Raw genomic sequence first — 23,750 nt, 5'->3', positions numbered from 1 at the left:
GACATTTAAAGGCCTCTTTTCTTTCTTGCCTCTTCGAATAATGTCTTCAACGTCTCTCTATACTCTGGGTCATCTTTAACGCTTGTCATAATCTTGCCAGAGGAATCAACAAATTTAGTTACCGTCGTTCCAGCCGGGAAAAGAGGAATCAGCGCTATTCCTTCCATGTCCTCTGCTTCTGCAAGTGCCTCTAGATATTCCTTACGCATGTGTAATGCGTGTTCCTTAAACGTATCAAGCTGTTGTACAAATTCTTCTGGCGGGATTGAAGTGTCAGCCGATGACAGCAGCAACTTGTCCATATTGGCCCCAAACGTCGTCAGACTATCGGTCAATTCTGACAATGTGCCATTATTCACCTTCGCTACATAATCGGCATTTACTATTACACCCGAAAATGGCGCGTCCACGCATGTGGAAGTTTGGCGAGCCAGCTCCAATATTCTCAGGCCAACAAGTACAGCCTGCGCAGTGCTATTTGCGTGAGCAAATAGTGTGTTCGCAATATGTTGGTAGAGCTGCGTGGCAAAACCGACTAGAGTGGGCTGATTGTTTATTGTTGGAATTAGAGTATTGTGCTGTGTACTTCTCCACACATCCCAAGTGTTATCTTTCGAGGCAGCGACGATTAGCCCTATCTCTGAGACGGGAGCTTGCTTGCTAAGGATTTTCATACGACGCTGAAGCAAATTCCTGAAATCTTTTAGTGTATGGCATTTCGACTTAACGAGAGCACGCTTGAATTCTTCGCACAGACTATCAATGTAATCTCCATCTCCGCCACCAGCAATTACGTATTGGAAGCCCCTTATGACCTCCGGCTCGCTTTTTAATACGCCATACTTAAATTCATTTTCATCCCTATCCTTTGCCGTCTCCTGAGAGTCCGCAAGTATCAAAGCTCCATAATTCATACGCAAGCTAACAATGAGGGTCACGTATTTCCTCTCTGGAAGCCGCCGGGGTTTAGACTTAACGAGCGGCTTAGGGTTCATTGTTCACCCCCAAGGCTTCCTTCGTCAAGTATATAATCGTCTGAAGATAGCCGGGGTAGGCGGGCCATGAAGAATCGGGTGATCCGGTGATCGGTTCATCGGGTGACAGGAATCGTAAAGCGCATGCGGGGGGCGCCTGCGGTCCACGAGTATCGGCAAACCCACGCCAAATTGGGATGTGTTGTGTAAGTCTTTTAGATCTTGGGATGGACAGGGAGGGGGCAGGCAGTACACGATTGCCAGAATTGCCAAAATTGCCAAGAGTGAGAAACGGAGTGACCGGAGTGATTGCACACCATCGCCGACATCGGGAAAAGACGAGCCTACGCCGGCTTGCTCTTCGCCATTGGCTGATCGTCGGCGGGTTGTTCTTCTTCCATGGAAGGCAGCAGATCGTTGGCCGCCTGTTCTCCTGTTTTGTCGCCGATCTCGTGGAACAAAACCGCGGCGGAGCGGACCAGGTCCCGGCCAAAGCCGATCTCCAGCTTGCCCAAGTTGAGCAGCGCGTGCGCCTGGCCGCGCTTGTCGCCCAGTTGTTCAAAGAGCAACAAGGCGGCCTGAAATTCCGCGCGGGCCGCATTGGCGTTGCCGGTCTCCGTGAGGATGCGGCCCAGGCTGGCATGGGTGGTTGCTTCCAGTGCGCTGTTGCGGGCCTTGCCGGCCAGGGTGACGGCGCGGTTGTGCAGATCAATGGCGCGCTGGTGGTCGCCGGCGGTGGAATGCATGCCGGCAATGCGGTTGAAGATCATGGCTTGGCGGTCCGCCTGGTCAAGCCGCTGCCATATCTCCAGCGCGCGGCCGTAGGTTTCAATGGCGGACTTGGGACTGCCCAGCCCGGCTTCCGCGGCGGCCAGGTTTTCCAGCGCTTGACCTTCCCAGGCCGGCGCCTGGGCGGAGCGGAAGAACGACGCCGCCATGTTGAATTGCTTGCGCGCGTCCTCATAGCGGCGCAGCAGCAGGTGCACTCCGCCCATGTTGTTGAGCGCCATGCCCTGGCCAAAAGCCTGGTTGAGCCCGCCATAAGTGCCCAGCGCCATGGCAAAGTGTTCCAGAGCAGCCGGGTATTGCCGGGCGTCAAGCAGCGTGCCGCCCAAATTGTTGAGGACGGTGGCCTTCTTTTCCTTGTCGTCCAGGGCGACGAAATATTGCAGCGCCTTCTGGAAGCATTCCAGGGCCCGCGCGGTTTCGCGGCGGTCTTTGTAATAGCTGCCCAGGTTGTTGAGCGCGACCCCTTGCCGGCTGGGGTCGCCAGCGGACTCCGCTTGCTGGAGCTGGTCGGTCAACTGGTCGAGACTTGGTTTGGGGTCGGACACCAGTGTCCTCATCAACAAAATGTATTTGGTTGAATCAAGTGGCGTGCAAAAACGTGCCTGGATTTTCAACCCTTGGGGCCATAGAAGCAAGACCAAATTTTGGCGGTGGTGAGTTCCAAGTTGGCCTCGATTTTCTAGGATTTTTTTGCTTCCCCTTGCTTACCGAGAGGTGCTAGCCTCGTCAAACTCGGTAACCGAGAGGAGGCTGCGTGAGTAAGCCGTCAGACCTTGTACAAGGGACGCTTGATTTGCTGGTCCTGAAGATTCTGGCATTGCAGCCGCTCAATGGCTGGGCCATCAGCCAGCGTTTGAAACAGATTTCCAGCGATGTTTTACAGGTGAGCGATGGATCACTTTATCCCGCACTGCACAAGCTGGAACAGGAAGGCTGGATCACGGCCGAGTGGAAGCCGAGCGAGAACAACCGCCGGGCGAAGTTTTACTCCCTCACGCGGGCGGGACGCAGACAACTCGAAAAAGAGGCGGCCAACTGGGACCGTCTGTCTGTGGCCATCTCCAGCATCGTAAAGCTCAAGGAAGCCTGAACATGCAATTTGAACGCTGGTTTCATGCGCTGCCGTTGCGGGTGCGGTTGCTATTCCGCCGCGCTCAAATGGACCAGGACCTGCAAGACGAGATTCAAGGCCATCTGGAGCAGCAAATCAATGAAAACATGGCCGCAGGCATGTCGCCCGAAGAGGCCCGCTATGCGGCCTTGCGCGCGTTGGGCAACGTGGCCCAGATTGAAGAGGCGTGCCGCGAAAAACGCTGGGGCAGCTATCTTGAAGACTTTTCGCACGACATGCGGTATGGCCTTCGGCAATTGCGGCGCAGTCCGGGCTTTTCCATCCTGGCAGTCCTGTGCCTGACGCTGGGGATTGGCGCCAACGCAGCTGTGTTCAGCTGGATTGAAGGGATCCTGTTGCGACCATTCCCGGCGGTGGCCCACCAGGAACGATTAGTGGCGGTGGCAGCCACGAAACCGGCGGGCAATCGGACCACGGCCGAGTCCGGATACGACGATCTCTCCTCACCTGACTGGCATGACTTTGAGCGCAATTGCAAGCTAATTGACGCTTTCATCGTGTCGCGCATCATGGGCACCACGCTCAGCATTGGAGAGCGCGCGGAGCATGTGACGGGAAGCGTGGTCTCGTCGAATTATTTTGAAGCGCTGGGGGTTCGTCCCGTTCTTGGACGCGGGTTCCAGCCGGACGAAGACTACGGACGCAACGCCCATCCAGTGACCGTGATCAGTTATTGGACGTGGAAAGAACGCTATCGCGGCGATCCGGACATAGTCGGGAAAACTCAACTGCTCAATGCCGTGCCGCACACCATTATCGGAGTAGCGCCGGAAGGCTTCTACGGCACCTTTGTCGGGTACCCGGTCGGGTTCTGGGTCCCGACGTCAATGCAGGAAACCTTTGTCCCCGGTGGATACCAGCTCGAGGACCGGGGCGCGCTGTGGATTGAAGGCTACGCCTGGCTCAAACCGGGCGTGACGATTGCGCAGGCGCAGCAGGAGATTTCAGCGGTCACGAAACGGCTGGAATCCGAACATCTCTCGACCAACCGCGGTCGCGGGGTGAAGCTGTTTCCTCTGCAGGAAACTCCGTTCAGCCAGGCCGGTAATCTGCGCCCAACTCTGGAGATCACGCAGGCCGTGGTGTTTCTTGTGCTGTTGATTGCCTGTGCCAACGTGAGCAGCCTACTGCTGGTGCGGTCCTTGGCCCGCCGCCACGAAATGGCCGTGCGTCTGGCAGTAGGCGCCAGGCGCGCCCGGCTGGTGAAACAGCTTCTGACGGAAGGCTTGATCCTGTCAACGCTAGGCGCGACCGGTGGACTATTGGTCGCGTACTGGTGCCGTAACGCGCTGGCCCCCATCTTCAAGCCGGGCGCGACCCTCGCCGTCAACTTGAAAGGCTCTCTGGATTGGCGCGTGTTCCTGTTCAGCGCCTCAGTATGCCTGGTTTCGACCTTGCTGTTCGGGCTGGTGCCAGCCTTGCAGACCAGCAGAGTCCAACCCTACGGAGCCCTCAAGGCGGAATCGTCGGCGGCTGTAGGCGGCCGGGGAAAATCTCGGGTCCGCTCGAGTTTGGTCTTAGTCCAGGTCTCGCTAAGCTTTGTTTTGGTGGTTGGGGCCGTCCTGCTTCTGAAGAGTTTGCGGCGGATTCAAACGGCTGATCCGGGATTCTCCACCGACAATGTGCTGGCAACAGGCGTGGACCTGGTGAATGCCGGCTACAGCATGGAGCGCGCCAAGGCTTTTCAGGATGCCCTGATCGAACGAGTGCGAGCGCTTAACGGCGTGGAATCGGCGGCTTTTGTGCGCATCCTGCCGTTCAGCTACCTGCCGTATTTCTCGGCACCCATCTCGGTTGACGGTTACAATCCCGCGCCGGATGAGCAACCGGAAGCTGATTACAACCAGGTAGGGCCTGGATATTTCGCCACCATGGGCATACCGATCGTGGCGGGCCGCGAGTTCACCAATGCTGATAACGAAACGTCTTCACGGGTGGCGATCGTGAACGAAAAAATGGTCGCTCAGTACTGGCACGGCCAGGACCCCGTGGGCAAACGCCTTCAAGTCAAAGGGCAAACGATGCGGGTTGTGGGCGTGGCCAGACTTGCGAAATATCAGACGTTGGGCGAAGCGCCCAAACCTTTCTTCTATGTACCCCAGCGCCAGGATTTTTCCCGAGGACCGAGCCTGATTGTGCGGACATCGCAAGAGCGCGGGACGTTCATGGCGGCGTTGGCGAGCGAAGTCCACGCGCTGGATGCGAACCTGGTCCCCGCCCCGTCGATCACGATTCGAGAACACATTTTGCGGACCGCGTTATCTGCGCAACAGATCGCCGTGACACTGTTGACTATCTTCGGCAGCGTGGCGCTGCTGCTTGCCGCAATCGGGCTGTACGGAGTGATGTCTTACGCGGTCTCGCAGGGCAGGCGCGAAATGGCGCTGCGCATGGCGCTCGGCGCGCGCGCGCTTCGACGTGCAGCAGCTGGTGATGTCCCATGGTCTCGCGCTGACCGCCGGCGGCGTTGCTCTTGGCGCATTAGCGGCGCTGGCCCTGACTCGGCTGATAGAAAACCTGCTTTACCAGGTGAACCCGCGCGATCCGCTGGCGTTCGGCTTGGCATTCATGGTGATGATGATCGCCTCTCTGGTGGCGTGCTTTTTGCCTGCCCGGCGGGCCTCGCGGACCGATCCCATCAGGGCGCTGCGGGAGTAATTCCACGCAAATTGGCGAGTTGTTACCGAGGCGCCTTCAACGGCCCGGGAAAGCCACTGCAACGCGGAAAACGGAAGGTGTTTGTTATAATAAGTTTCCCTCTCGTCATCTGGGAAGTTCCCGCTTACCTGCAGCCAAGAAACAGGGAGTACAGGAAAGCCAGTGCGGAAGTGGTGGAACTGGCAGACACACCATCTTGAGGGGGTGGCGCCGAAAGGCGTGGGGGTTCAAATCCCCCCTTCCGCACCATAAGTTTGAAAGGATTGCTGAGAAACGAATGATTACCGGTCTGATTACCGTGGTCCACTTGTTTGTGAGCGCTGTACTGATCATTGTTGTGCTGCTGCAGCACGGCAAGAGCGCGGACATCGCCGCCACCTTCGGCGGCATGGGCAGCCAGACGGCTTTTGGTCCGCGCGGCACGGCGACCGTGCTCTCCCGGCTCACGACCTGGTGCGCCATCATCTTTATGGTGAGTTCCATCGCGCTGACCTACTTTGGCAGCCGGAGGGGCGCCTCAACGTCAGTGTTGGACAAAGTGCCCGCCAGCCAGACAGCGCCGGCGAGTCCGTCCCCGGCAGCGCCTGCTCAGCAGTCAGCACCAGTACAGCCGGCTCCGGCGCAGTCGCCAAAATAGCGAGCTAGCCATTAGCCATTAGCCTTTGGCTGAACCAGGATTTTCGAAGACTACGCAATCATCTCGTCACCGACGAGGTACAAACCCGGACAAGGTTTTTCCCCGATTCTGTTTTCTCTTTTGATGCTTTTTCCGTCGGGCGCTTTGCAAAACCATCTTGCCCACGAAACAAAGGCTAAGTGCTAGCGGCTAAGTGCTCATGGCTGGTTTTTTATGATCCACAAAGTCTTCCCTGTCGGCCCATTGCAGTGCAACTGCTCGGTCATCGGCGACGAACAAACCCGCGAAGCCATGGTGATCGATCCGGGCGACCAGATTGACGACATCCTGGACATCCTGCGCCAGGAAAACCTCACGCTGAAGCAAATCGTCATCACCCACGCGCACATTGATCACGTGGGCGGAGCCATGAAACTCAAAGCCGCCACCGGCGCACCCATCCTGATGAACCAGAATGATCAGGCCCTGCTCAAGATGCTGGACGTGCAGGCCAGTTGGGTGGGCATGCGTCCGCCGGGCGCGGTGAAGGTGGATGAAACCGTCGGCGAAGGCAGCGTTCTCAAGATTGGAAACATTTCCGGCAGCGTGATCCACACGCCGGGACACACCGAAGGCAGCATCTGCCTCTACCTGCCGCAGGAAAAGACGCTGATCGCCGGCGACACGCTGTTTGCCGGGAGCATCGGACGCACCGACCTGCCCGGCGGATCGTTTGAGAAGATCATGAAATCAATCCACGGCCAGGTGTTGGCGCTACCTGACGATACGATCGTGGTACCCGGACATGGGCCGATGACCACGATTGGCGAGGAGCGGGAGAGCAATCCGTTTTTGCAGAAGTGACGCAGGCGACTACTTCCCCTTCGGCAAGAACTTCTTCTTCACCTTCGCGACAATCACGTAATTGGGATCCACCATTTCATTCAAATGAATTTCGCCGACCTGTGACAGCAACTGGTAGGCGTCCATCTCCGATAGCCCGTAGTCGTCATGGATCCAGCCGACCAGCTCGGTGAAGGCAATGCGCAGCGCGTCGTCCAGCGGACGGTACGCGCCCACGGCCATGATGTATTCGTCATTTTCAAAGCGCGGCCAGTTGATTTTCTTGCCCTTGATCACCCGCACTTGCACGCGGCTCCGCAAGGGGACTTCAATGGCAGTGCCGGCGATTTCACCGTCACCCATGGCGGCGTGGCCGTCGCCCAGGAAGAGCATTGCGCCCGGCGTGTTCACGGGAAAATAAACTGTGTTGCCCACGCTGGCTTCGGGAGAATCCATGTTGCCGCCAAACGCTTCCGGCACCACCGAACTGCGGGCTTCGCCACCGGCCGGCGCCACACCGATGCAGCCGAAGAAAGGATGCAGCGGAATCTTCACCGAGTACTTCGAATCGAGCGCCTGGAAAGTTGCCGTGTTGGTGGCGTGATCTATAGGATAAAACCATATCTTCTCTTTAATGGCCGGATTGAGCATGGGCGTGTAGTTGGTGGAGTTGAGCGCGCCAAACCCCGGCGCCAGCGCGCCGATGCCCTGGTTGCCGTCAATGTTGATCTCCAGGATCTTCACCGCCAGCGTGTCGCCCGGCTCGGCGCCTTCAACGTAAAACGGCCCGCTCAGCGGGTTGTCGCCGGGGGCCAGGCTGAGCGTGTCACCCGGCTTCTTGACGGCGTTGCCGAAGCAGTCCACGGTGTTGGTTTCCAGAATGTTGCCGGACTTGAGCCGCGCCACCGGCGCGTACGACGAAGCAAACGTGTACTTCAGCTCGCTGGGCTTCAGCTCATAGCGCACCACTTTGCCTTCTTCGCTTGAAGTTTGCGCGAAGGAAGCACTTGGCGCGAGCGCGGCAACGAACAACGTAAATACGGCGACAGCAGTTTTCATCGGTGGGAATCCTCGCGCAGGATTATAGAACAGCGGTGATCTTTGGCTTGATCGTGGCTTGGCTCGCTGACCATCAGCGCCATGCGAGCGCACAGGAACGGATCGATGAAATCCTCATTCGTGGCAAAGCGATCTACGCCGTTTTGGAAGGCCCTGGACGGCACGCTCGCCGCAGAACGTCCACTTGTTCCGCGCGCACGCCGGCGAATTCGAATCCGTGGCGAAAGCCGTGGACGTAACGCACAGTTGCCGGGAGCGTCAGCTTCAAGTCGCCGGGGCCGGCGTTGAATTCGAGTGATACTTTATCGCCGCGCGCCAGCGACCCGGAAACCACGGCTCCCAATCCCAGCTCGCTGAGATCAATGACGCGTCCAAAGCAGACCGTCCATTTTCCGTCCACAATGGTTTTGACCTCGAGGCGGCGGTCAAAAGGACAGCGCTCCGTGCGGCGCCGCTCCTTGCGTGTAGCCTGTTCTTCCTCTGAAGCCGGCTTCAAGACCTCCAGGGCGGCCATCATGCCGATTTGACTGGACAGTTGCCGCCGCAAGCGGGAAATCATCATCTGCTGGTAGATCACGAAGACATCAAACACCAGGACCAGGGCCAGCAGTCCGCGCACCGCCACGTCCAGTTGAAGCAGGTCGAAGGTCTCTTTTCTTATGCCGGCAAGAGAAAGCGAGAACAGGCCCAGGGTGAGCAACAGCATGATCGCCAGGGCGGTGCCCCATCGCCACCAATCCCGCCGCTCCAAGCGCGCCAAACTCGCTTGGATCTCACGCATGGTTGTGGCGGAGTCGTTCCGGTTGGGAGACTGTACGTTCATCATGGCCGCAGCTCCGTCCATTGGCATAATCCATTGGGCCCGATGCGTTGTATTATCTCCTTTTGCCCAGCAAAGGACAGTTGGCAAACTATGTACCCGAAACGGCGGCTTTGAGTTGCGTGGCGCGCTGTATCGTCTGCATCGGCATGGCCCATGTTTTCTCCCAACGTCAATAACGATCCCGCCTCCCGCAAAACCACCCGCAGAGCGTTCCTGTCTTCAGCAGCGCTGATCGGCGCAGGTTTATACTTTTGGTCTATGAAGAAATCACCATCCGCCGAAGCCGGTCCTGCGGGGCACGCTGCACAACAGCCGCAGGAAGTCACCATTGTGGAATTTACTGACTCAGGCGAGCGCAAGCAGACCGTGCACGTGCCGAAGAACGTGAAGGCAGAAAGCGAATGGCGGCAGCAACTGGCGCCCAACGCCTTCGCCATCACGCGCCATGACGACACCGAGATGGCCTTCAGCGGGAAATATTGGAACGAGCATGCGAAAGGACTCTATCGCTGCATCTGCTGTGACACCGCCCTGTTCAGCTCTGACACCAAGTTTGAATCCGGTACGGGATGGCCCAGTTTCTGGCAGCCCGTTGCGCAGGAAAATGTCGAGAGCATTGAAGACCGCACCTTTGGCATGCGGCGAGTCGCCGTGGCTTGTCATCGCTGCGACGCGCACCTGGGCCACGTTTTCGAAGACGGTCCCAAACCCACCGGCTTGCGTTACTGCATCAACTCGGCTTCATTGCGTCTGGTGAAATCAGTTTGAGGAAAGATTCCATGTTTAGTTCCCTGCTCCGCGGCCTGGCCGCATTTACGCTGATGTTCACTGTGGCCTGCAGTAGTTCCAGCGCGGCTGTGAAAATACCCGACCCAGCGCAGGACATTCCGTTGGCCAAGACCAGCGGGTCGGCGACTGTGGTGGTGGCCGGCGGATGCTTCTGGGGCATTCAGGCCGTGTTTGAGCACGTGAAAGGGGTAACGTCGGCGACGGCGGGATACGCCGGAGGCAGCGCCGCCACGGCGCACTATGAGATCGTCAGCAGCGGCGCGACGGGCCACGCCGAATCGGTGCGCATCACGTACGATCCGTCAAAAGTTTCGTTTGGGCAGTTGCTCAAAGTCTTCTTCTCCGTGGCCCACAATCCAACAGAGTTGAACCGCCAGGGACCGGACACCGGGACGCAATATCGCTCAGTGATTTTCTATTCCAACGACGAACAAAAACGCATTGCGCAGGCGTACATCGAGCAGCTTGATCGCGCGAAGATCTTTTCGTCGCGCATTGTGACGCAGCTTTCAGCGTTGTCGGCGTTTTATCCGGCGGAAGACTACCACCAGGATTACGCCGAGCATCATCCCAACGAGCCTTACATCGCCATCAATGATTTGCCCAAGGTCGAGCACCTGAAGGAGATGTTGCCGGAGTTGTACGTGGGGAAGTAGGGTTGCACTTACAGCTTCACACGCCGCAAGCGCAGCGCATTGCCGATCACCGAGACTGAGCTGAAGCTCATCGCGGCGGCGGCGAAGACGGGTTGCAAGAGCAGTCCGAAAAAAGGATACAGAATCCCGGCGGCTACGGGCACGCCCAGCAGGTTGTAGATAAAGGCAAAGAACAGGTTCTGGCGGATGTTGCGCATGGTGGCCCGGCTGAGGTTGCGTGCGCGGACGATGGCCCGCAGGTCGCCTTTCACCAGGGCGATGTCGGCGCTCTCGATAGCGATGTCCGTCCCCGTCCCCATGGCGATGCCTACGTTGGCTTGGGCCAGCGCCGGGGCGTCGTTCACGCCGTCTCCCGCCATGGCCACGATGCGGCCTTGCGCTTGCATCCGCTTGATGACGTCAGCCTTTTTGTCGGGTAGGACCTCGGCTTCAAATTCTTCAATGCCAAGTTCGCTGGCGATGGCCGCGGCCGTCGCGCGGTTGTCGCCGGTGAGCATCACGAGTTTGAGTCCGCTTTCACGCAATGCGCTCAGCGCTTCGCGCGTGCTGACTTTGACTGGATCGGCAACGGCGATTATGCCGGCGGCCTTGCCATCCACCGCGACCAGCATCACCGTCTGGCCCTGGCGGCGCAGAGCTTCCGCTGGGTCGGCGAGGTCGCCAGCTTTGATGTTGCGCGAATCCAGCAACGCCGAGTTCCCGGCGACCACGGCATGACCGTCAACCTGGCCGATCACGCCCTTCCCGGTCACGTACTCGAATCCGGTTGCGACGGTCAGCTGCAGGCTTCGTTCTTCAGCGCCTTTGACCATGGCGGCGGCCAGAGGATGTTCACTGGAGCGCTCCAGCGACGCCGCGAGCCGCAGCAATTCGTTTTCATCGAAGCCACCGGCGCTGATCACATGGGTCACGCGCGGCCGGCCTTCGGTGAGCGTGCCGGTCTTGTCCACCACCAGCGTGTCCACTTTTTCCATGGTCTCCAGGGCTGCGGCGTTCTTGACCAGGACGCCGGCGGCGGCTCCGCGTCCGGTGCCGACCATGATGGCCATGGGCGTGGCCAGACCCAGAGCGCAGGGGCAGGCGATGATCAGCACCGCCACGGCATTGACCAGAGCGTGAGCCAGGCGTGGGTCGGGTCCCCAAACTGCCCAGACCACAAAAGCCAACGCAGCGACGATCACTACGGCCGGCACAAAATAGCCAGAGACTTTGTCCGCCAGCGATTGGATGGGCGCGCGGCTGCGCTGCGCCTCGGCCACCATGCGGACGATCTGCGCCAGCAGCGTCTCCGATCCCAGCCGCTCGGCTTTCATGACGAAGGCTCCGGTCTGGTTAACGGTCCCGCCGATTACTTTGGCGCCGGCGGTTTTCTCCACCGGAATGGATTCGCCGGTGATCATGGATTCGTCCACGCTGCTGCTGCCATGTTCAATCGTGCCGTCGGCAGGAACGCGTTCTCCGGGACGGACGCGCAGGTGGTCGCCGGCATGGATTTGCTCGAGAGGAATTTCTTCGTCGGCGGCGGCGTCATTCAGACGGACGCGCCGCGCGGTCTTGGGGCTCAAATCGAGCAAAGCGCGAATCGCTGAACTGGTATGACGGCGCGCGCGCAGCTCCAGCACCTGGCCCATCAGCACCAGCGTGACGATAATGGCGCTAGTCTCAAAGTAGCCTTCAACCCGGCCGTGCATGCGAAACGTGTCGGGAAAAATTCCAGGGAAAGCCACGGCGGCAACGCTGTACAGGTACGCTGTGCCGGTGCCAATGGCGATGAGCGTAAACATGTTCAAGTGGCGGTTGACTAGAGATGCCCAACCGCGTTGAAAAAAAGGCCATCCTCCCCACAGAACAACCGGGGTGGCGAGCGCGAACTGGAGCCAGTCAAGCCAGCCGGCGGGAAGCGCGTGCTTCAGATTGGGGTCGAACATGCCGGCCATGGACAGGACCAGCAAGGGCGCGCTCAGCGCCGCACTGACCTCGAAGCGAAGCGACATACTGCGCAACTCAGAATCATCTTCTTGATGCGCGCCCGCTACCACGCGCGGTTCCAAAGCCATACCGCAAATCGGGCAGTTGCCCGGCGCGTCGCGGACAATCTCCGGATGCATGGGGCAGGTGTATTGCACCTTGCTCTGCACCAGCGGCGTCTCCAGCTCAAGCGCCATGCCGCACTTGGGACACGCGCCGGGTTTCGGCTCACGGACTTCGGGGTCCATGGGGCAGATGTAGGTTGCGTTGGCGGATTGAGGAGCAGACGTGGCGGCCGGCGCGGTCTGGGTCAAGGTTGCGTGATGATGGTGCTGGTGTTGTGATTGGGCGGGCGCAATCCCGCCGAGTTGGACCAGACCCGAAGCTGGCGTCGCGGACGATGGTTTGCCAAGCTGGACCAAACCCGATACCGACGATTGCGGCGATTGTGGCGACAGATATTTTTCCGGCTGGGCCTTGAATTTGGCTTCGCAGCCGGCACAGCAGAAGTAATACGTTTGGCCTTTGTATTCGGCTTTGCCGCGTGCTGTTGCCGGGTCTACCTGCATATTGCAGACAACGTCGCGGACGAGCGTCTTTCCGGTTTCCATGGTCCCCTCGCGCTCAACGAGCGTGCTTATAAAACAGTTCCGTCAATTCGTGGTAGGTGCGCTGGGCTTTCTTGTCGTCGCCGGAGCGCAGGGCTTCGGTGGCGCAGTGCTCCAGGTGGTTCTTCATCAGAATGCGCTCCACCGCGCGCAGGGATTCATGGATGGCCGACATCTGGGTGAGCACGTCGGGACAATAGCGCTCGTCTTCGACCATCTTCTGTACGCCGCGCACCTGGCCTTCTACCCGCCGCAAGCGCAGGAGCACGTCCTGCTTGGCGGCGCTGTCCACGTGGACGGCGTGGCGAACTGGCTTCTTTTTGGCTGGCTTCTGCATACATATACACTATACCCCTATGGGGTGTGTGGATGTCAATGTTTTTTCAAATTGCTGAGCACTGCCCTTGGGTGTAGGCAGGGGTGCTTGGTGAGAACTCACTGAAGCTGCATGGCGAGGTACAGACCTTCGGGGTCCTTCAGGGCTCCCTCGACTTCGCTCGGGATTTCGCCTGCGGGCTCAGACGCCCGCATATCGGCTCAACTTCGACTCGCCCTCATCCCGCAACCGGGATTCGGACTCCTCAGGATGACAAATCCAAAAGGGCGTCGTGAATCCCGGAGAGCTAATAAAGTCAGCGATCTATGTTCAAGATTTCTGTCGCAAGCGATGCCCGCTCCGTCCCTATTGGGCCGCGTTTGTTCTATCATTAGAATGTTTTCCAAAGGACCCAACATGACCCTGCTGGACGTGGTTTTCAAATACGGCATGCCGCCGGGCGAAAAACAGATGCAGGCGCTGAACAACGCCTGGGAAGTTTATGGCGTTCGTAAGATCAAATTTGACGAAAAAGAACACACCATCCGGGTGGAGTATGACGCCAGCCGCTTGAACGATGGCGAGATCGCCGGCATCCTGCGCCGCGCGGGGATGGACCTGCAGGGAAAAGTGCAACTGGTATAGGAAAGGATGCGGCAAGGATGACTTTGTCCGGCCGATTCACGCGGTATATTCACCCCAAAAGGCAACGAGGCACTTTCGAAGGATCTCTGGCCGTTAGATCCTCGAAAGCGCCCCGATGCGCGCCACTTCGTCTGGCATGTGTTAGTGCATCCCCGATGCCAATCTCCAGCCGTTGATAATAAAAGACTTATAAAGGGCGATTCGGAGTTGGGCTTGGTAGTTATTCCCTGACACTGAAAAATTTTCCATGTAAACTCTGGAACTCTGGCAGGCACGGTTCGTCCCTGGGGATGGGGGCGGGTAAAGGCCAAGGTCTTGCACCAGTTCTTGTGCGAAAACTGCTGGCTAGCAATAACTTTGACAAAGAAAACGACTGTCAGTGCCGAGGCGCGCGAATCGCCAAATAACCGCCACGTGTGCCAGACTGCACTCTTGACGCCGCAATTTCATATGCACTCATAAAGAAACAACCAAGGAGAGTTCACCATGTCGCATTTTGGCGGTCCGATCCGCGTCGTTGACGCAAACCCAGGTACAGTTTCCCGGCTCATCCTGATCGCATTTGTCGCCGGCGTAATAGTCATTTTGATGTGGGCTTCGCTGGCTTACGTTCCTCCCGGATACGTTGGCGTGCTTACGTGGTTCGGCAAGGTGCTGCCCGATACGTTGGATGCAGGAACCCATTTTGTTTCCCCTTTCAAGGTCAATCATGTCTTCTCCATACGCACGCAAGCACAGGAAGAACACACGTCCACGCCTTCCATGGAAGGCCTGAACCTGGAGATTGACACCTCACTCATCTATCATCTGGACCACAATCGCGCGGCCGATGTTTACAGCACGCTGGGTCCGGAGTACGCCCACACCATCATTGAGCCCAACCTGCGGTCCATTATTCGCGACACTACAGCCGGGCATTCCGCCAACACCATGTATTCAAGCCAGCGCAAACAGGTGGAAGACGAAATCAAAACGGGGTTGAAGGCCGAGTTGGAGCCGCGAGGAATCGTGGTTGAAAACGTGCTGCTGCGCGACATTCAGCTTCCCCACGCTCTCAAGGCCTCGATTGAAACCAAACAGCAGGCCGAGCAGGAGTCGCTGGCCATGAATTTCCGGCTGCAGAAAGAGCGGCAGGAAGCCGACCGCAAGCGCATTGAAGCCCAGGGCATACACGACTTCCAGCAGATTGTGGCCCAGGGCATCAGCCCGCAGTTGTTGCAGTGGAAAGGCATTGAGGCCACCGAGACGCTGGCCAAGAGCCCCAACAGCAAGATCATTATCATCGGCAACACCAAGAACGGGCTACCGCTGGTGTTGTCGCAATAAGCGATTCGCGAAAGCAGCAATGCGTACGCTTTCGGCGAAGACAGATCTGCGCGCGGTTACTTGAGCGCGAACAGCGCGTTTACGTGGGCGTTGACGATGACGCTTTGCGGCGAAAATTCGGCCGTCGGCGCGGGCGTGGCGCCTGCGGTGGCCATCGCCGACATGCGCTGCACCGGTACAGGAATGATGGACTGCTGGCTTAAGTCCACGGAGGCGTAGAGCAGATCGCCCAGGGTGCGGCCGCCGGCCACGGCCACGGCGCTGGCTTGGTGGCGGGCTTTCTTGATCGCGTCTTCGGCGGCCTTGGCTTTGGCCTGCTCCATATCGTCAAGGACGTAACTGAGCGACTGGTTTTGCGCCTCTTCGATGTCCGCGAGCTGGTCAGTGATGGGGCCGATCTTGGTGAAGTCGCGCAGCTTGAGCGTGATGGACGTATTGACAACGAAAGCGATCACTTTGTGCTTGGGGTTCTTCCAGTCATACACCGGCTGGACAGCGTAATAACCGACCTGGGCTGCCTTGGGGTCAAGGCCGTTGTTGCGCAGAACGGTACGAACGCGCTCGGCGGCCGCGGCAATCTTGTCGTTGGCTTCGCGCGCCGTGTTCTGCTGCGAAGAAACGTTCAGGCTGAGCACCGCGGTGTCCGGTGCGGCTTCAAACTTGCCGTCCGCTCCGGCGTAGACGGTGTTGAGTTGCACCGCAGTTGGGGTCTGGGCCGCCGCGGGATGCAGCAACAACGCCGGAACGGTCAGCGCCGGCAACAACGCGAGGAAAATTGTTCTTACGATCTGCTTCATAATCTGCCCTTCGCTTTCACGAAACTTCCTTTTTGCATAGTAACACCGGGCAAAGTGGAAACTCATGCATCCCGGCCTGGCTTGCTCCGCTGTATCCCATACCTGCGCTTGGGAGCCCTTTTCGGAAGCGCCTGTAGCGCGTAGAATAGCTGGCAGCAGTCACTCAAAACTGCGGAGGAACGCAAGCAATGCGCAGAAGAACCGCTGTCATGCTGTTATGGATCTTAACTCTGGCGATCCAGCCCGCGATGCGGCTGGCCGCCCAGGGCGACAAGAAAGAAGCCCCGCCCGAACCGAAGTTCAAGGTCGGCGACGTGGCCCCGGACTTCACCCTGCGGGACCAGAACGGGAACCAAGTCAAGCTAAGCAGTTTTCGCGGCAAAAAGAACGTCGCACTGGCGTTTTATATTTTTGCTTTCACCGGTGGTTGAACCAAGCAAATGCAGGCCTTCCAGGCGCAGTTAGCGAAACTGGAGGCTGCAGACACCCAGGTTCTGGGTATCAGCATGGACAGCCCGTTCAGCAACAAAGCGTGGGCCGAAAAAATCAACGTCACCTTCCCGCTGTTGAGTGACTGGGGTGGCGACACCACCAAAGAGTACGGCCTCTACAATCCCAAGATCAAGATAGGCCGCCGCATCAACTACCTGATCGACAAAGAAGGCAAGATCGCTGAAGTGCAGCTTGACAGCGAAGCCATTGACCCGACTAAGATCGTGGACGCATGCGAGCGCCGCAAACTGAAGAACTGAGCAACACTACCTCCGACATTGCGACCCGCCGCGAACCATCTTCGTGGCGGGTTCTTCTTTTGTTATCTGCCGCCGAACTGCTGGCCATGACGCTGTGGTTCACCGGGACGGCCGTGCTGCCGCAAGTCACAGCGATGTGGCACTCGGGCATTGCGCTGGGGTCGTGGCTCACCATCGCCGTGCAGATTGGTTTTTCTCTGGGCGCAATTACTTTTGCTCTGTTCAACATTTCTGACGTCTTCAGCCCGATCAAGGTTTTTGTTCTTTCCGGATTGCTGGCCGCGGCGGCGAACGCGGCGTTTGCTTTCGCGGCACAAGATCCCCTGACGGCGATTCTTCTTCGCGGCGCGACCGGTTTCTTTCTGGCCGGCGTTTATCCAGTCGGTATGAAGATCATCGCCGGCTGGTTCCAGCGCGGACGCGGACTGGCACTGGGCATCATGATCGGCGCATTGACCGTCGGCTCGGCGGTGCCGCATGCGGTGAACTCCTTCGGCGGCATTCCCTGGCGCAGCGTGATGCTGCTGGGCAGCGTCCAAGCCGTGGTGGCGGTCGTGATTGTGTCGTTCTGGGTACATGAAGGCCCGTTTGCCATGCCGCAATCGCGACTCGACGTGTCGCAGGTTTTTGAGATCGTCCGCAACCGGCGTCTGCGCCTGGCGAATCTTGGCTACCTCGGCCACATGTGGGAGCTGTATAGCTTCTGGGGATGGATTGCCGTGATCTTCTCTGCATCCTCCATCGCTGCGGCCTCCGGCATCGCGTCCGCGGGCTGGACGCGCGCGCAATATGAAGTGGGCGCGGCGCTGGCGATCGCCATTGGCGCCGTTGGCTGCATATGGGCCGGCGCGGCCAGTGACCGGCTGCAAGACCAGTCTGAATCTCAGCGCGTCAGCCAGCGCGCCTGGGTCACCATCATCGCCATGGCGGCGAGCGCGGCATGTTGCGTGGTGGCTGCTCTGGTCTTTCGCCATCCGCTGGTTCTTGTTGGCCTCTCGCTGGTCTGGGGCATAGCCGTCATCGCCGACTCCGCACAATTTTCCACCATCATCAGTGAAGTTTCTGACAAGAGTTACGTGGGCACGGCGCTCACTCTGCAAACCGCGCTGGGCTTCATGCTCACCGCGTTTGCCATTCGCTCCATGGCGGCAATCGCCGGACACTTCGGATGGCCACTGGCCCTGGCCAGCATGACCGTCGGACCATTGCTGGGTATCTGGGCGATGAGCGGGCTGGTGGCGCGGGAGAGAGCAAGTTGAGTTCTTGAGGATTCCTTTGTCCCACGCTTCGCCAACACCGGGCGAAAGCGTGGGCCACCCGCCCTCGGGTCGGATTTACAGGTTTCGCGAAAATGTGGCATGCTCGGATCATGACAAAGCAAGAGCAGTTTCTTTGGATCGTACAGACCACCATTTTGGCCAACGGAATCAATTTGGCAACACAACCGCCACTCGCAGAGAAATATCGCACGGATTATTCAGCGTCCGGTGTTTTGATCTTGGCAGACGAGGCAATCCGCGCCAGCGACCGTATCCCGCACGACAGGACCGCGTTTCAAGCTGCAAACGAATTCTGCGGCTACATGCTCCACAATCTGCGCGAGGGAAAGAATATGCAGGTCCCGCATTGGTTTGCTCGCTGAAAAACCGGCGCATTGCCGTGAAAATTGAACGCCGGGTACCCCATCGTTTTTCGACTCGATCTTGCGCTGCTTTTTGTGCGAGTGAGCGGTTGTCGAAAAAGGGTGGGCTAGTAAAATAGCCGGCAGAATAGGGTGCGGTGTTCATCGTCTCCCACCCTTGTGCTCAGGGACTGTGAAAAGCACGGAAACCCGATCCTTCACGTTCATCGGAGAAAAGACAATGCCTGGGGCAGCCAGCCCTGCTGATTCGCGTCTGGGAAAGCCCGCTAGCGCGCTAGAAGACTCTTTTCATTGGCGATATGAACCACGGGGGCGGATAGGGGGCTTCTTTGACCATCACTTCTTCGCCGGCTCCCGCGCAAACCTCGCCGCGTACATGGCGATATTCGATGAACTCACCTCATAGGATTCCGGCAGCAGCGTCAGCAGCGTTCCGCCGCCGAGTCCCTGCTCGTAGGAGATAAAGCGGTAGCGTTTGAGCTTGTTGCTGGGTTTCTCGTGAAAGACAATAAACTCTCCGCTGAACTCCAGCATGCCCGCGGATTTCTCCCGGACGATGTGGCCGCCGGTCATGCCCTGAAAGTTGTAGGTGTAGCGGCCGTCGGCTGTGATGGTGTAGAACTCGCCGGAAAAAGTGGTGGACGTTCCCGCGTAGCTACCGGTGGTGCTGTTCACGTAGGACACCACGCTGGCGTCGCCGTACTTCCAATCGCCAACCAGGTCAGCGACGCTCACCGTCGCCTTGATGGGCGCGGCCATCAGCGGGGCCACACGAATGCTGCCGATCACCGCGCGCAACGTCTCCTGCAGCGCGTCAAGAACACTACGATTGGGAGCAAGCACCACCACCGGCACAAAACTCTTGCCGGTTTCCAGCACGTAGAGAAAAGCGTACTTGGTGCGATGGTCAATCTCTGAGCCGGACCATTTGCCGGGATATCCCATGTAGCCGCGGATGTCATAGAGAGGCGTGGGCAGCGTAGCCTGAGGATTGTGTTCCACTCCGGAGCGCCAGGCCACGGCAAAGTCCTGGTCCACGTTGCCGCTGGACGGGACCGGCTTGCTGAGGACGATGATGCAGTACGCTTTGTTGGCGTTGGTCCAGACCATATCGGCATTGCCGCCGCCGGCGAGTTCGTATGTCCAGCCTGCGGGGACGGCGAAAGAAAGGTTGTCGAGCTTTTGCACCTGGGCGGAAGCGGCCAGAGCCAGCAGAAACACCAGCGCGGACGCGGCACGACGAATCGGATAAAACATTCAGTACCCCTCAACGGCCGTGGCGCGATTCATGCGCCGTCGCGTCGTTCCGTCCGCGCCAAGCGGTGATTGGAGTATACGTCACGGCCAGGGTTTGCACGATCCAGGTTCTACACGATCCAGGTTCTACACGATCTACGACCAATTCTCCCGCGTGATTTCATAGACAAGACTGTCGCGGGCATTGGCGTCAGTCCGTGATCCCGCGCGAACTCCGCCGATCTTCTCCATGGCCCGCTGTGAACGGAGATTCTGCGGACCAACAAGAAAGACCACGCTGTTGACGAACTGAAACGCGTGCCGCAACATCAAACGCTTCATTTCCCGGTTGTAAACACCGCCCCAATAGGACCGGGCCAGAAACGACCAGCCGATTTCGATCTCGCTCTTCGCCGGATCGTATCCGTGAAAGCGCGACGAGCCGATGATGTGGCCATCTTTTATCTCTGTGGCGACCAACGCTCCGCCGGATGCCAGCGACTCGCGAAACAGTTCCTTGAAGACCTCTTCCTTGTAGCGATCTCTGGCCGGATGCTGCTCCCATATGAGCGGGTCGGAGGCGACCGCGTAGAGATCTTGAAAGTCGTCCGGACGAAGCGGTCGGAGCGTGAGCAGTTCGCCGGTCAACGTGGGTTGGAGGTCAAAGGGCATAGTTTGGTGCGGCTTCAAGAGTTGAGTGCATGGGGCGCGAGGAAAATCTTAACCGCAGAGGACGCAGAGGGCACAAAGGAAAGTACGCACCGGAGCGACTGAATCAGAAACAAGAGATTGCCAAAATTGCCGGAATTGCCAAAATTGATAATTGAGAGCCAGCCGGCTCCACGCAGTTCGCCCCCGTTTGTAAACCACTTCGCCCCTGCGCTACCCTAAACCAGACTGCTATGCGCACTCTTATCCCCCGTTCCCTGCTCTTTCCGCTGCTTTTCTTTATCGCTGTCGCCGCCGGCGCGCAGGACGTTGCGTCGTTTGAGAAGGCCATCACTGTAAAAAAGCTGCCCAACGGCCTCACCGTGCTCATCATGGAGCGCCCGGAGGCCCCGGTGGTCTCGTTCTTCACCCACGTGGACGCGGGATCCGCGCAAGAAGGGCCGGGCATCACCGGGTTGGCGCACATGTTTGAGCACATGGCGTTCAAAGGCACCAACGAGATCGGCACCACAAACTATGCGGCGGAAAAGCTGGCGCTGGCCAAAGTGGAGTCCGCTTTCGCCGCCTACCAGCGGGAGAACCTCAAGGAAGGTGGCCGCGATCCGGCGAAGGTCGAGCAAGTGGAGAAAGCCTGGAAAGATGCGGTGGAAAAGGCCAATGAGTTCGTCAAGCCCAACGAGTTTGGCGAGATCGTGGAGAGCCACGGCGGCGCCGGCATGAACGCCAACACTGACCTGGACGACACCACGTACTTCTATTCCTTCCCGGAAAACCGCCTGGAACTGTGGGCCTACCTGGAATCAGAGCGCTTCCTGCATCCGGTGATGCGCGAGTTTTACAAAGAGCGCGACGTGGTGATGGAAGAGCGCCGCATGCGCACCGACAGTTCAGCCCAGGGCCGTTTGATGGAGCAGTTTCTGGCGGCCGCGTACGTGGCGCATCCGTACGGGCATCCGGTGGTGGGTTGGGCTTCAGACTTGCAGGGGTTTTCCGCCACGGACGCGGCCGAGTTCTTCCGCAAGTTTTACGTCCCCGCCAACATCGTGGTGTCCGTGGTGGGCGACGTGAAGGCCGCGCGGGCCATGCCTATCCTGGAAAAATATTTTGGACGCATCCCGGCCGCGCCCGCGTCCGATCCTCTGCGCACCAAGGAACCTCCGCAGATGGGCCGGCGCGAGATCCTGATGCATGACCAAAGCCAGCCGATATACGTGGAAGGCTACCATCGGGGAAATTTCCGCGATCCTGATGACGCCGTGTTTGACGTGCTGTCAGACTTGCTTTCCAAAGGACGGACGTCGCGGCTGTACCGCACGCTGGTGCGCGATAAACAAATTGCGATTTCCGCCCAGGGCGGCACGTTTCCCGGCAACAAGTATCCGTCACTGTTTTGTTTCTTCGTCACGCCCAGCCAGGGCCACACCGCGCGCGAGATGGCCGCGCCCATCCACGAAGAAATTGAACGCCTGAAGAAGGAAGACGTGAGCGACGAAGAATTGCAGTCGGTAAAGACCCGCGCCATGGCCGACCTGATCCGCAGCCTGGGTGACAATTCCGGTCTGGCCCAGCAACTGGGCGAGTATCAGGCCTTCTATGGCGACTGGCGTGAACTGTTTCACCAGATCGCGCGCATTGAGGCCGTGAACAAGGCGGACATACGCCGCGTGGCCATCAAGACTTTCCGGGAAGACAATCGCACGGCGGGCATCATGGAAACTGCGCCGCCTGACGACAGCAAGCCGCAGGAGAAAGGAGTGCCGCAATGAGTCGTTGGCAGCGTTACGTTGCACTCTTTATTCTTGCCGCCGCTTTTGCCGCGGCGCCAATGCTCGCTCTGTCGCAGGGCACAGATCCTGCGTCGCCGGGCGTTAAGGCGGCTGCGCAAGACGTCAATGGTGCTTCACTAAGCCCCAAGCCTGAAGCACCGCCGGCGTCGCCGCAGACCCAGGCGGCTGGGCATACAAGGCAAGGGATTCCTTCCAGTTGGAAGCAGGTCCCGATTCCGCCGCTGCGTCCGTTCCAGCCGCAGGAGCCGCGCCGCCTGCAACTGCCCAACGGCCTGGTGATTTTTCTGCAGGAGGACCACGAGCTGCCGCTGATCAACGGCGTGGTGCGCGTACGCGGCGGCTCGCGCGATGAACCCGGCGCCAAGACCGGCTTGACGGAAATCTACGGCGAAGTCTGGCGCACCGGAGGAACCAGGAGCAAGTCCGGCGACCTGCTCGACGATTTTCTGGAGTCGCGCGCCGCCCTGGTGGAAACCGGCAGCAGCCTTGATTCAACTTTTCTGAGCTGGTCGTCGCTCCGCAAGGATTTTGATTCCGTTTTCCCCGTGATTGTGGACTTGCTGGAGGACCCGGAGTTTCGCGCCGACAAAATTGAACTGGCCAAAAAAGAAGTCGCCAGCCTGATCTCCCGCCGCAATGATGATGTGGACGAAATTGCCCATCGCGAATCCAATAAGCTGGTATACGGCGCGGACAGCCCTTACGCTCGCACGCCGGAATACTCGACCATTGCTGCTGTCTCCCGCGAAGACCTGCTCGCCTGGCACGCGCGGACGGTGGCCGCCAGCAACATGATCGTGGGAGTTTTCGGCGACTTTGATTCCGCCGTGATGGAGCGCAAGTTGCTCGAGACCTTCGGCGGCTTGCCGCGGGGCGAGCCGTTCGTCATCGCCAAGGTTGACTTTCACGAACCGCGGCCCGGCATCTACCTGATCGAGAAAAGCGACGTCAACCAGAGTGACATCAGCATGGTTGCGCTGGGAACCGACCGCCACAATCCTGACTACTACGCCATTGAAGTGATGAATGAGTTGTTCGGAGGCGGCTTCTCGTCACGCTTGTTTTCCAGCATCCGCAGCAAACAGGGGCTGGCGTACGCTGTGGGCGGAGGCGTGGGCACGGCGTTTGATCATCCCGGCGCCGTCCACATTTCCGTGGGCACGCGCAGCGGGGCCACCGCCAAAGCGATTGACGCCCTCAATCATGAGATCAACCGGCTGATCAAAGGACGCGTCACGCAAACCGAATTGAAGAAGGCCAAGGACGCCATCCTCAATTCATTTATCTTTGAGTTTGATTCCAAAGATAAAGTCATGGCGGAGCGCATGCGCTATGAGTTCTATGGCTACCCCACGGACTGGCTGAGACGTTACCGCGCGGCCATTGAAAAAGTCACCGCCGCGGACGTGGACCGCGTCGCGCGTAAATACATCCATCCGGAAAAGCTGGCGGTGCTGGTGGTGGGACACGTTAAGGACTTTGATCGCGACCTGGCGACCTTTGGCAAAGTGACGGTGATTGATCTCGCGATCCCGCAGGCGAAGGAAGCAAATAGCAAATAGCAAATGGCAACTAGCATCTAGCAACTAGCATCTAGCATCTAGCATCTGGCATTTGGAATCTAGCGACTGGCATTTGCTCCACTGTCAACATAGCAATTTGCCT

At 58.7% G+C, this 23,750-nt stretch carries 23 protein-coding genes and 1 tRNA gene; 15 read left to right on the top strand and 9 right to left on the bottom strand.

Going from position 1 to position 23,750, the window contains the following annotated elements; translation table 11 throughout:
• Window positions 1-5: 5 nt before the first annotated feature.
• The gene (locus LAO20_17075; GenBank protein MBZ5533145.1) at window positions 6-938 is read right to left on the bottom strand and encodes a hypothetical protein; all 933 of its coding nucleotides are present in this window, start codon (window positions 936-938) and stop codon (window positions 6-8) included.
• A gap of 380 nt (window positions 939-1,318) precedes the next feature.
• The gene (locus LAO20_17070; protein ID MBZ5533144.1) at window positions 1,319-2,308 is read right to left on the bottom strand and encodes a tetratricopeptide repeat protein; all 990 of its coding nucleotides are present in this window, start codon (window positions 2,306-2,308) and stop codon (window positions 1,319-1,321) included.
• Window positions 2,309-2,517: 209 nt separating this feature from the next.
• Here LAO20_17070 and LAO20_17065 point away from each other — a divergent pair, with 209 nt between their 5' ends.
• The 5 genes from LAO20_17065 to LAO20_17045 all read left to right on the top strand — a co-directional run bounded on the left by LAO20_17065 (window position 2,518) and on the right by LAO20_17045 (window position 7,033).
• Complete coding sequence (locus tag LAO20_17065) at window positions 2,518-2,853, top strand: PadR family transcriptional regulator (GenBank protein ID MBZ5533143.1); 336 nt, start codon at window positions 2,518-2,520, stop codon at window positions 2,851-2,853.
• A 2-nt stretch (window positions 2,854-2,855) separates the two neighbouring features.
• Window positions 2,856-5,753: an ABC transporter permease gene (locus LAO20_17060; protein ID MBZ5533142.1), complete on the top strand. Its 2,898-nt coding sequence runs from the start codon at window positions 2,856-2,858 to the stop codon at window positions 5,751-5,753.
• Window positions 5,718-5,802 (top strand) — tRNA-Leu (locus LAO20_17055). Before LAO20_17060 ends, LAO20_17055 begins: the two co-directional genes overlap by 36 nt.
• A gap of 28 nt (window positions 5,803-5,830) precedes the next feature.
• Window positions 5,831-6,190 carry a preprotein translocase subunit SecG gene (secG, locus tag LAO20_17050; protein ID MBZ5533141.1) on the top strand — a complete coding sequence of 120 codons (360 nt, stop codon included), beginning with the start codon at window positions 5,831-5,833 and terminating at the stop codon, window positions 6,188-6,190.
• Window positions 6,191-6,403: 213 nt separating this feature from the next.
• Window positions 6,404-7,033 (top strand): MBL fold metallo-hydrolase, encoded by a 630-nt coding sequence (locus LAO20_17045; GenBank protein ID MBZ5533140.1) that lies wholly within the window; start codon window positions 6,404-6,406, stop codon window positions 7,031-7,033.
• Between the two features lie 9 nt (window positions 7,034-7,042).
• Here the strand turns inward: LAO20_17045 and LAO20_17040 are convergent, their stop codons facing one another.
• Both LAO20_17040 and LAO20_17035 read right to left on the bottom strand, forming a co-directional pair.
• Window positions 7,043-8,071: an acetamidase/formamidase family protein gene (locus LAO20_17040; GenBank protein MBZ5533139.1), complete on the bottom strand. Its 1,029-nt coding sequence runs from the start codon at window positions 8,069-8,071 to the stop codon at window positions 7,043-7,045.
• Between the two features lie 133 nt (window positions 8,072-8,204).
• Window positions 8,205-8,897, bottom strand: a complete 693-nt coding sequence (locus LAO20_17035) for a PilZ domain-containing protein (GenBank protein MBZ5533138.1) — start codon at window positions 8,895-8,897, stop codon at window positions 8,205-8,207.
• A 150-nt stretch (window positions 8,898-9,047) separates the two neighbouring features.
• Here LAO20_17035 and msrB point away from each other — a divergent pair, with 150 nt between their 5' ends.
• The gene (gene msrB / locus LAO20_17030; GenBank protein MBZ5533137.1) at window positions 9,048-9,662 is read left to right on the top strand and encodes a peptide-methionine (R)-S-oxide reductase MsrB; all 615 of its coding nucleotides are present in this window, start codon (window positions 9,048-9,050) and stop codon (window positions 9,660-9,662) included.
• Window positions 9,663-9,673: 11 nt separating this feature from the next.
• A complete protein-coding gene (gene msrA, locus LAO20_17025) occupies window positions 9,674-10,339 on the top strand; it encodes a peptide-methionine (S)-S-oxide reductase MsrA (GenBank protein MBZ5533136.1) in 666 nt (221 codons plus the stop codon).
• Window positions 10,340-10,347: 8 nt separating this feature from the next.
• Here msrA and LAO20_17020 read toward each other — a convergent pair whose 3' ends face one another.
• Both LAO20_17020 and LAO20_17015 read right to left on the bottom strand, forming a co-directional pair.
• Window positions 10,348-12,918: a heavy metal translocating P-type ATPase gene (locus tag LAO20_17020; protein MBZ5533135.1), complete on the bottom strand. Its 2,571-nt coding sequence runs from the start codon at window positions 12,916-12,918 to the stop codon at window positions 10,348-10,350.
• 13 nt (window positions 12,919-12,931) lie between these two features.
• Window positions 12,932-13,252 (bottom strand): metal-sensitive transcriptional regulator, encoded by a 321-nt coding sequence (locus LAO20_17015; GenBank protein MBZ5533134.1) that lies wholly within the window; start codon window positions 13,250-13,252, stop codon window positions 12,932-12,934.
• A 396-nt stretch (window positions 13,253-13,648) separates the two neighbouring features.
• Here LAO20_17015 and LAO20_17010 point away from each other — a divergent pair, with 396 nt between their 5' ends.
• Window positions 13,649-13,876 carry a hypothetical protein gene (locus LAO20_17010; GenBank protein MBZ5533133.1) on the top strand — a complete coding sequence of 76 codons (228 nt, stop codon included), beginning with the start codon at window positions 13,649-13,651 and terminating at the stop codon, window positions 13,874-13,876.
• Between the two features lie 486 nt (window positions 13,877-14,362).
• Window positions 14,363-15,202, top strand: coding sequence for a prohibitin family protein (locus LAO20_17005; protein MBZ5533132.1), 840 nt, complete (start codon window positions 14,363-14,365; stop codon window positions 15,200-15,202).
• Window positions 15,203-15,258: 56 nt separating this feature from the next.
• On the opposite strand, the gene LAO20_17000 is transcribed toward LAO20_17005, so the two are convergent.
• Window positions 15,259-15,999 (bottom strand): SIMPL domain-containing protein, encoded by a 741-nt coding sequence (locus LAO20_17000; protein MBZ5533131.1) that lies wholly within the window; start codon window positions 15,997-15,999, stop codon window positions 15,259-15,261.
• A gap of 248 nt (window positions 16,000-16,247) precedes the next feature.
• On the opposite strand from LAO20_17000, the gene LAO20_16995 reads away from it, so the two are divergent.
• From LAO20_16995 to LAO20_16980, 4 genes are all read left to right on the top strand, one after another.
• Window positions 16,248-16,430: a redoxin domain-containing protein gene (locus LAO20_16995; GenBank protein ID MBZ5533130.1), complete on the top strand. Its 183-nt coding sequence runs from the start codon at window positions 16,248-16,250 to the stop codon at window positions 16,428-16,430.
• A 9-nt stretch (window positions 16,431-16,439) separates the two neighbouring features.
• The gene (locus LAO20_16990) at window positions 16,440-16,751 is read left to right on the top strand and encodes a peroxiredoxin family protein (protein MBZ5533129.1); all 312 of its coding nucleotides are present in this window, start codon (window positions 16,440-16,442) and stop codon (window positions 16,749-16,751) included.
• Entirely contained in the window at window positions 16,724-18,010 is a 1,287-nt protein-coding gene (locus LAO20_16985) for an MFS transporter (protein MBZ5533128.1), read from the top strand. Before LAO20_16990 ends, LAO20_16985 begins: the two co-directional genes overlap by 28 nt.
• Window positions 18,011-18,120: 110 nt before the next feature.
• On the top strand, window positions 18,121-18,393 hold the full coding sequence (locus LAO20_16980) for a hypothetical protein (protein ID MBZ5533127.1): 273 nt from the start codon (window positions 18,121-18,123) through the stop codon (window positions 18,391-18,393).
• A 336-nt stretch (window positions 18,394-18,729) separates the two neighbouring features.
• On the opposite strand, the gene LAO20_16975 is transcribed toward LAO20_16980, so the two are convergent.
• Together LAO20_16975 and LAO20_16970 are read right to left on the bottom strand one after the other, a co-directional pair.
• Window positions 18,730-19,650, bottom strand: coding sequence for a hypothetical protein (locus LAO20_16975; GenBank protein ID MBZ5533126.1), 921 nt, complete (start codon window positions 19,648-19,650; stop codon window positions 18,730-18,732).
• 135 nt (window positions 19,651-19,785) lie between these two features.
• Window positions 19,786-20,301 (bottom strand): GNAT family N-acetyltransferase, encoded by a 516-nt coding sequence (locus tag LAO20_16970; protein MBZ5533125.1) that lies wholly within the window; start codon window positions 20,299-20,301, stop codon window positions 19,786-19,788.
• 230 nt (window positions 20,302-20,531) lie between these two features.
• Here LAO20_16970 and LAO20_16965 point away from each other — a divergent pair, with 230 nt between their 5' ends.
• On the top strand, window positions 20,532-22,064 hold the full coding sequence (locus LAO20_16965) for an insulinase family protein (GenBank protein ID MBZ5533124.1): 1,533 nt from the start codon (window positions 20,532-20,534) through the stop codon (window positions 22,062-22,064).
• The gene (locus tag LAO20_16960; GenBank protein ID MBZ5533123.1) at window positions 22,061-23,647 is read left to right on the top strand and encodes an insulinase family protein; all 1,587 of its coding nucleotides are present in this window, start codon (window positions 22,061-22,063) and stop codon (window positions 23,645-23,647) included. Before LAO20_16965 ends, LAO20_16960 begins: the two co-directional genes overlap by 4 nt.
• The last annotated feature ends 103 nt before the right edge of the window (window positions 23,648-23,750 follow it).

The sequence above is a fragment of the Terriglobia bacterium genome (genome assembly GCA_020072815.1).
Taxonomy (GTDB): domain Bacteria; phylum Acidobacteriota; class Terriglobia; order Terriglobales; family Acidobacteriaceae; genus Angelobacter.
The sequence above is the reverse complement of the archived record's forward strand: the minus strand, read 5'-3'. Positions and strand labels throughout refer to the sequence as shown.

Bases quoted from the DNA above. Each gene is read 5' to 3' on its own strand.
- LAO20_17060 (MBZ5533142.1), top strand. From the start codon at position 2,856: ATGCAATTTGAACGCTGGTTTCATGCGCTGCCGTTGCGGGTGCGGTTG.
- secG (MBZ5533141.1), top strand. From the start codon at position 5,831: ATGATTACCGGTCTGATTACCGTGGTCCACTTGTTTGTGAGCGCTGTA.
- LAO20_17045 (MBZ5533140.1), top strand. From the start codon at position 6,404: ATGATCCACAAAGTCTTCCCTGTCGGCCCATTGCAGTGCAACTGCTCG.
- LAO20_17040 (MBZ5533139.1), bottom strand. From the start codon at position 8,071: ATGAAAACTGCTGTCGCCGTATTTACGTTGTTCGTTGCCGCGCTCGCG.
- LAO20_17035 (MBZ5533138.1), bottom strand. From the start codon at position 8,897: ATGATGAACGTACAGTCTCCCAACCGGAACGACTCCGCCACAACCATG.
- msrB (MBZ5533137.1), top strand. From the start codon at position 9,048: ATGTTTTCTCCCAACGTCAATAACGATCCCGCCTCCCGCAAAACCACC.
- msrA (MBZ5533136.1), top strand. From the start codon at position 9,674: ATGTTTAGTTCCCTGCTCCGCGGCCTGGCCGCATTTACGCTGATGTTC.
- LAO20_17020 (MBZ5533135.1), bottom strand. From the start codon at position 12,918: ATGGAAACCGGAAAGACGCTCGTCCGCGACGTTGTCTGCAATATGCAG.
- LAO20_17015 (MBZ5533134.1), bottom strand. From the start codon at position 13,252: ATGCAGAAGCCAGCCAAAAAGAAGCCAGTTCGCCACGCCGTCCACGTG.
- LAO20_17010 (MBZ5533133.1), top strand. From the start codon at position 13,649: ATGACCCTGCTGGACGTGGTTTTCAAATACGGCATGCCGCCGGGCGAA.
- LAO20_17005 (MBZ5533132.1), top strand. From the start codon at position 14,363: ATGTCGCATTTTGGCGGTCCGATCCGCGTCGTTGACGCAAACCCAGGT.
- LAO20_17000 (MBZ5533131.1), bottom strand. From the start codon at position 15,999: ATGAAGCAGATCGTAAGAACAATTTTCCTCGCGTTGTTGCCGGCGCTG.
- LAO20_16995 (MBZ5533130.1), top strand. From the start codon at position 16,248: ATGCGGCTGGCCGCCCAGGGCGACAAGAAAGAAGCCCCGCCCGAACCG.
- LAO20_16990 (MBZ5533129.1), top strand. From the start codon at position 16,440: ATGCAGGCCTTCCAGGCGCAGTTAGCGAAACTGGAGGCTGCAGACACC.
- LAO20_16985 (MBZ5533128.1), top strand. From the start codon at position 16,724: ATGCGAGCGCCGCAAACTGAAGAACTGAGCAACACTACCTCCGACATT.
- LAO20_16980 (MBZ5533127.1), top strand. From the start codon at position 18,121: ATGACAAAGCAAGAGCAGTTTCTTTGGATCGTACAGACCACCATTTTG.
- LAO20_16975 (MBZ5533126.1), bottom strand. From the start codon at position 19,650: ATGTTTTATCCGATTCGTCGTGCCGCGTCCGCGCTGGTGTTTCTGCTG.
- LAO20_16970 (MBZ5533125.1), bottom strand. From the start codon at position 20,301: ATGCCCTTTGACCTCCAACCCACGTTGACCGGCGAACTGCTCACGCTC.
- LAO20_16965 (MBZ5533124.1), top strand. From the start codon at position 20,532: ATGCGCACTCTTATCCCCCGTTCCCTGCTCTTTCCGCTGCTTTTCTTT.
- LAO20_16960 (MBZ5533123.1), top strand. From the start codon at position 22,061: ATGAGTCGTTGGCAGCGTTACGTTGCACTCTTTATTCTTGCCGCCGCT.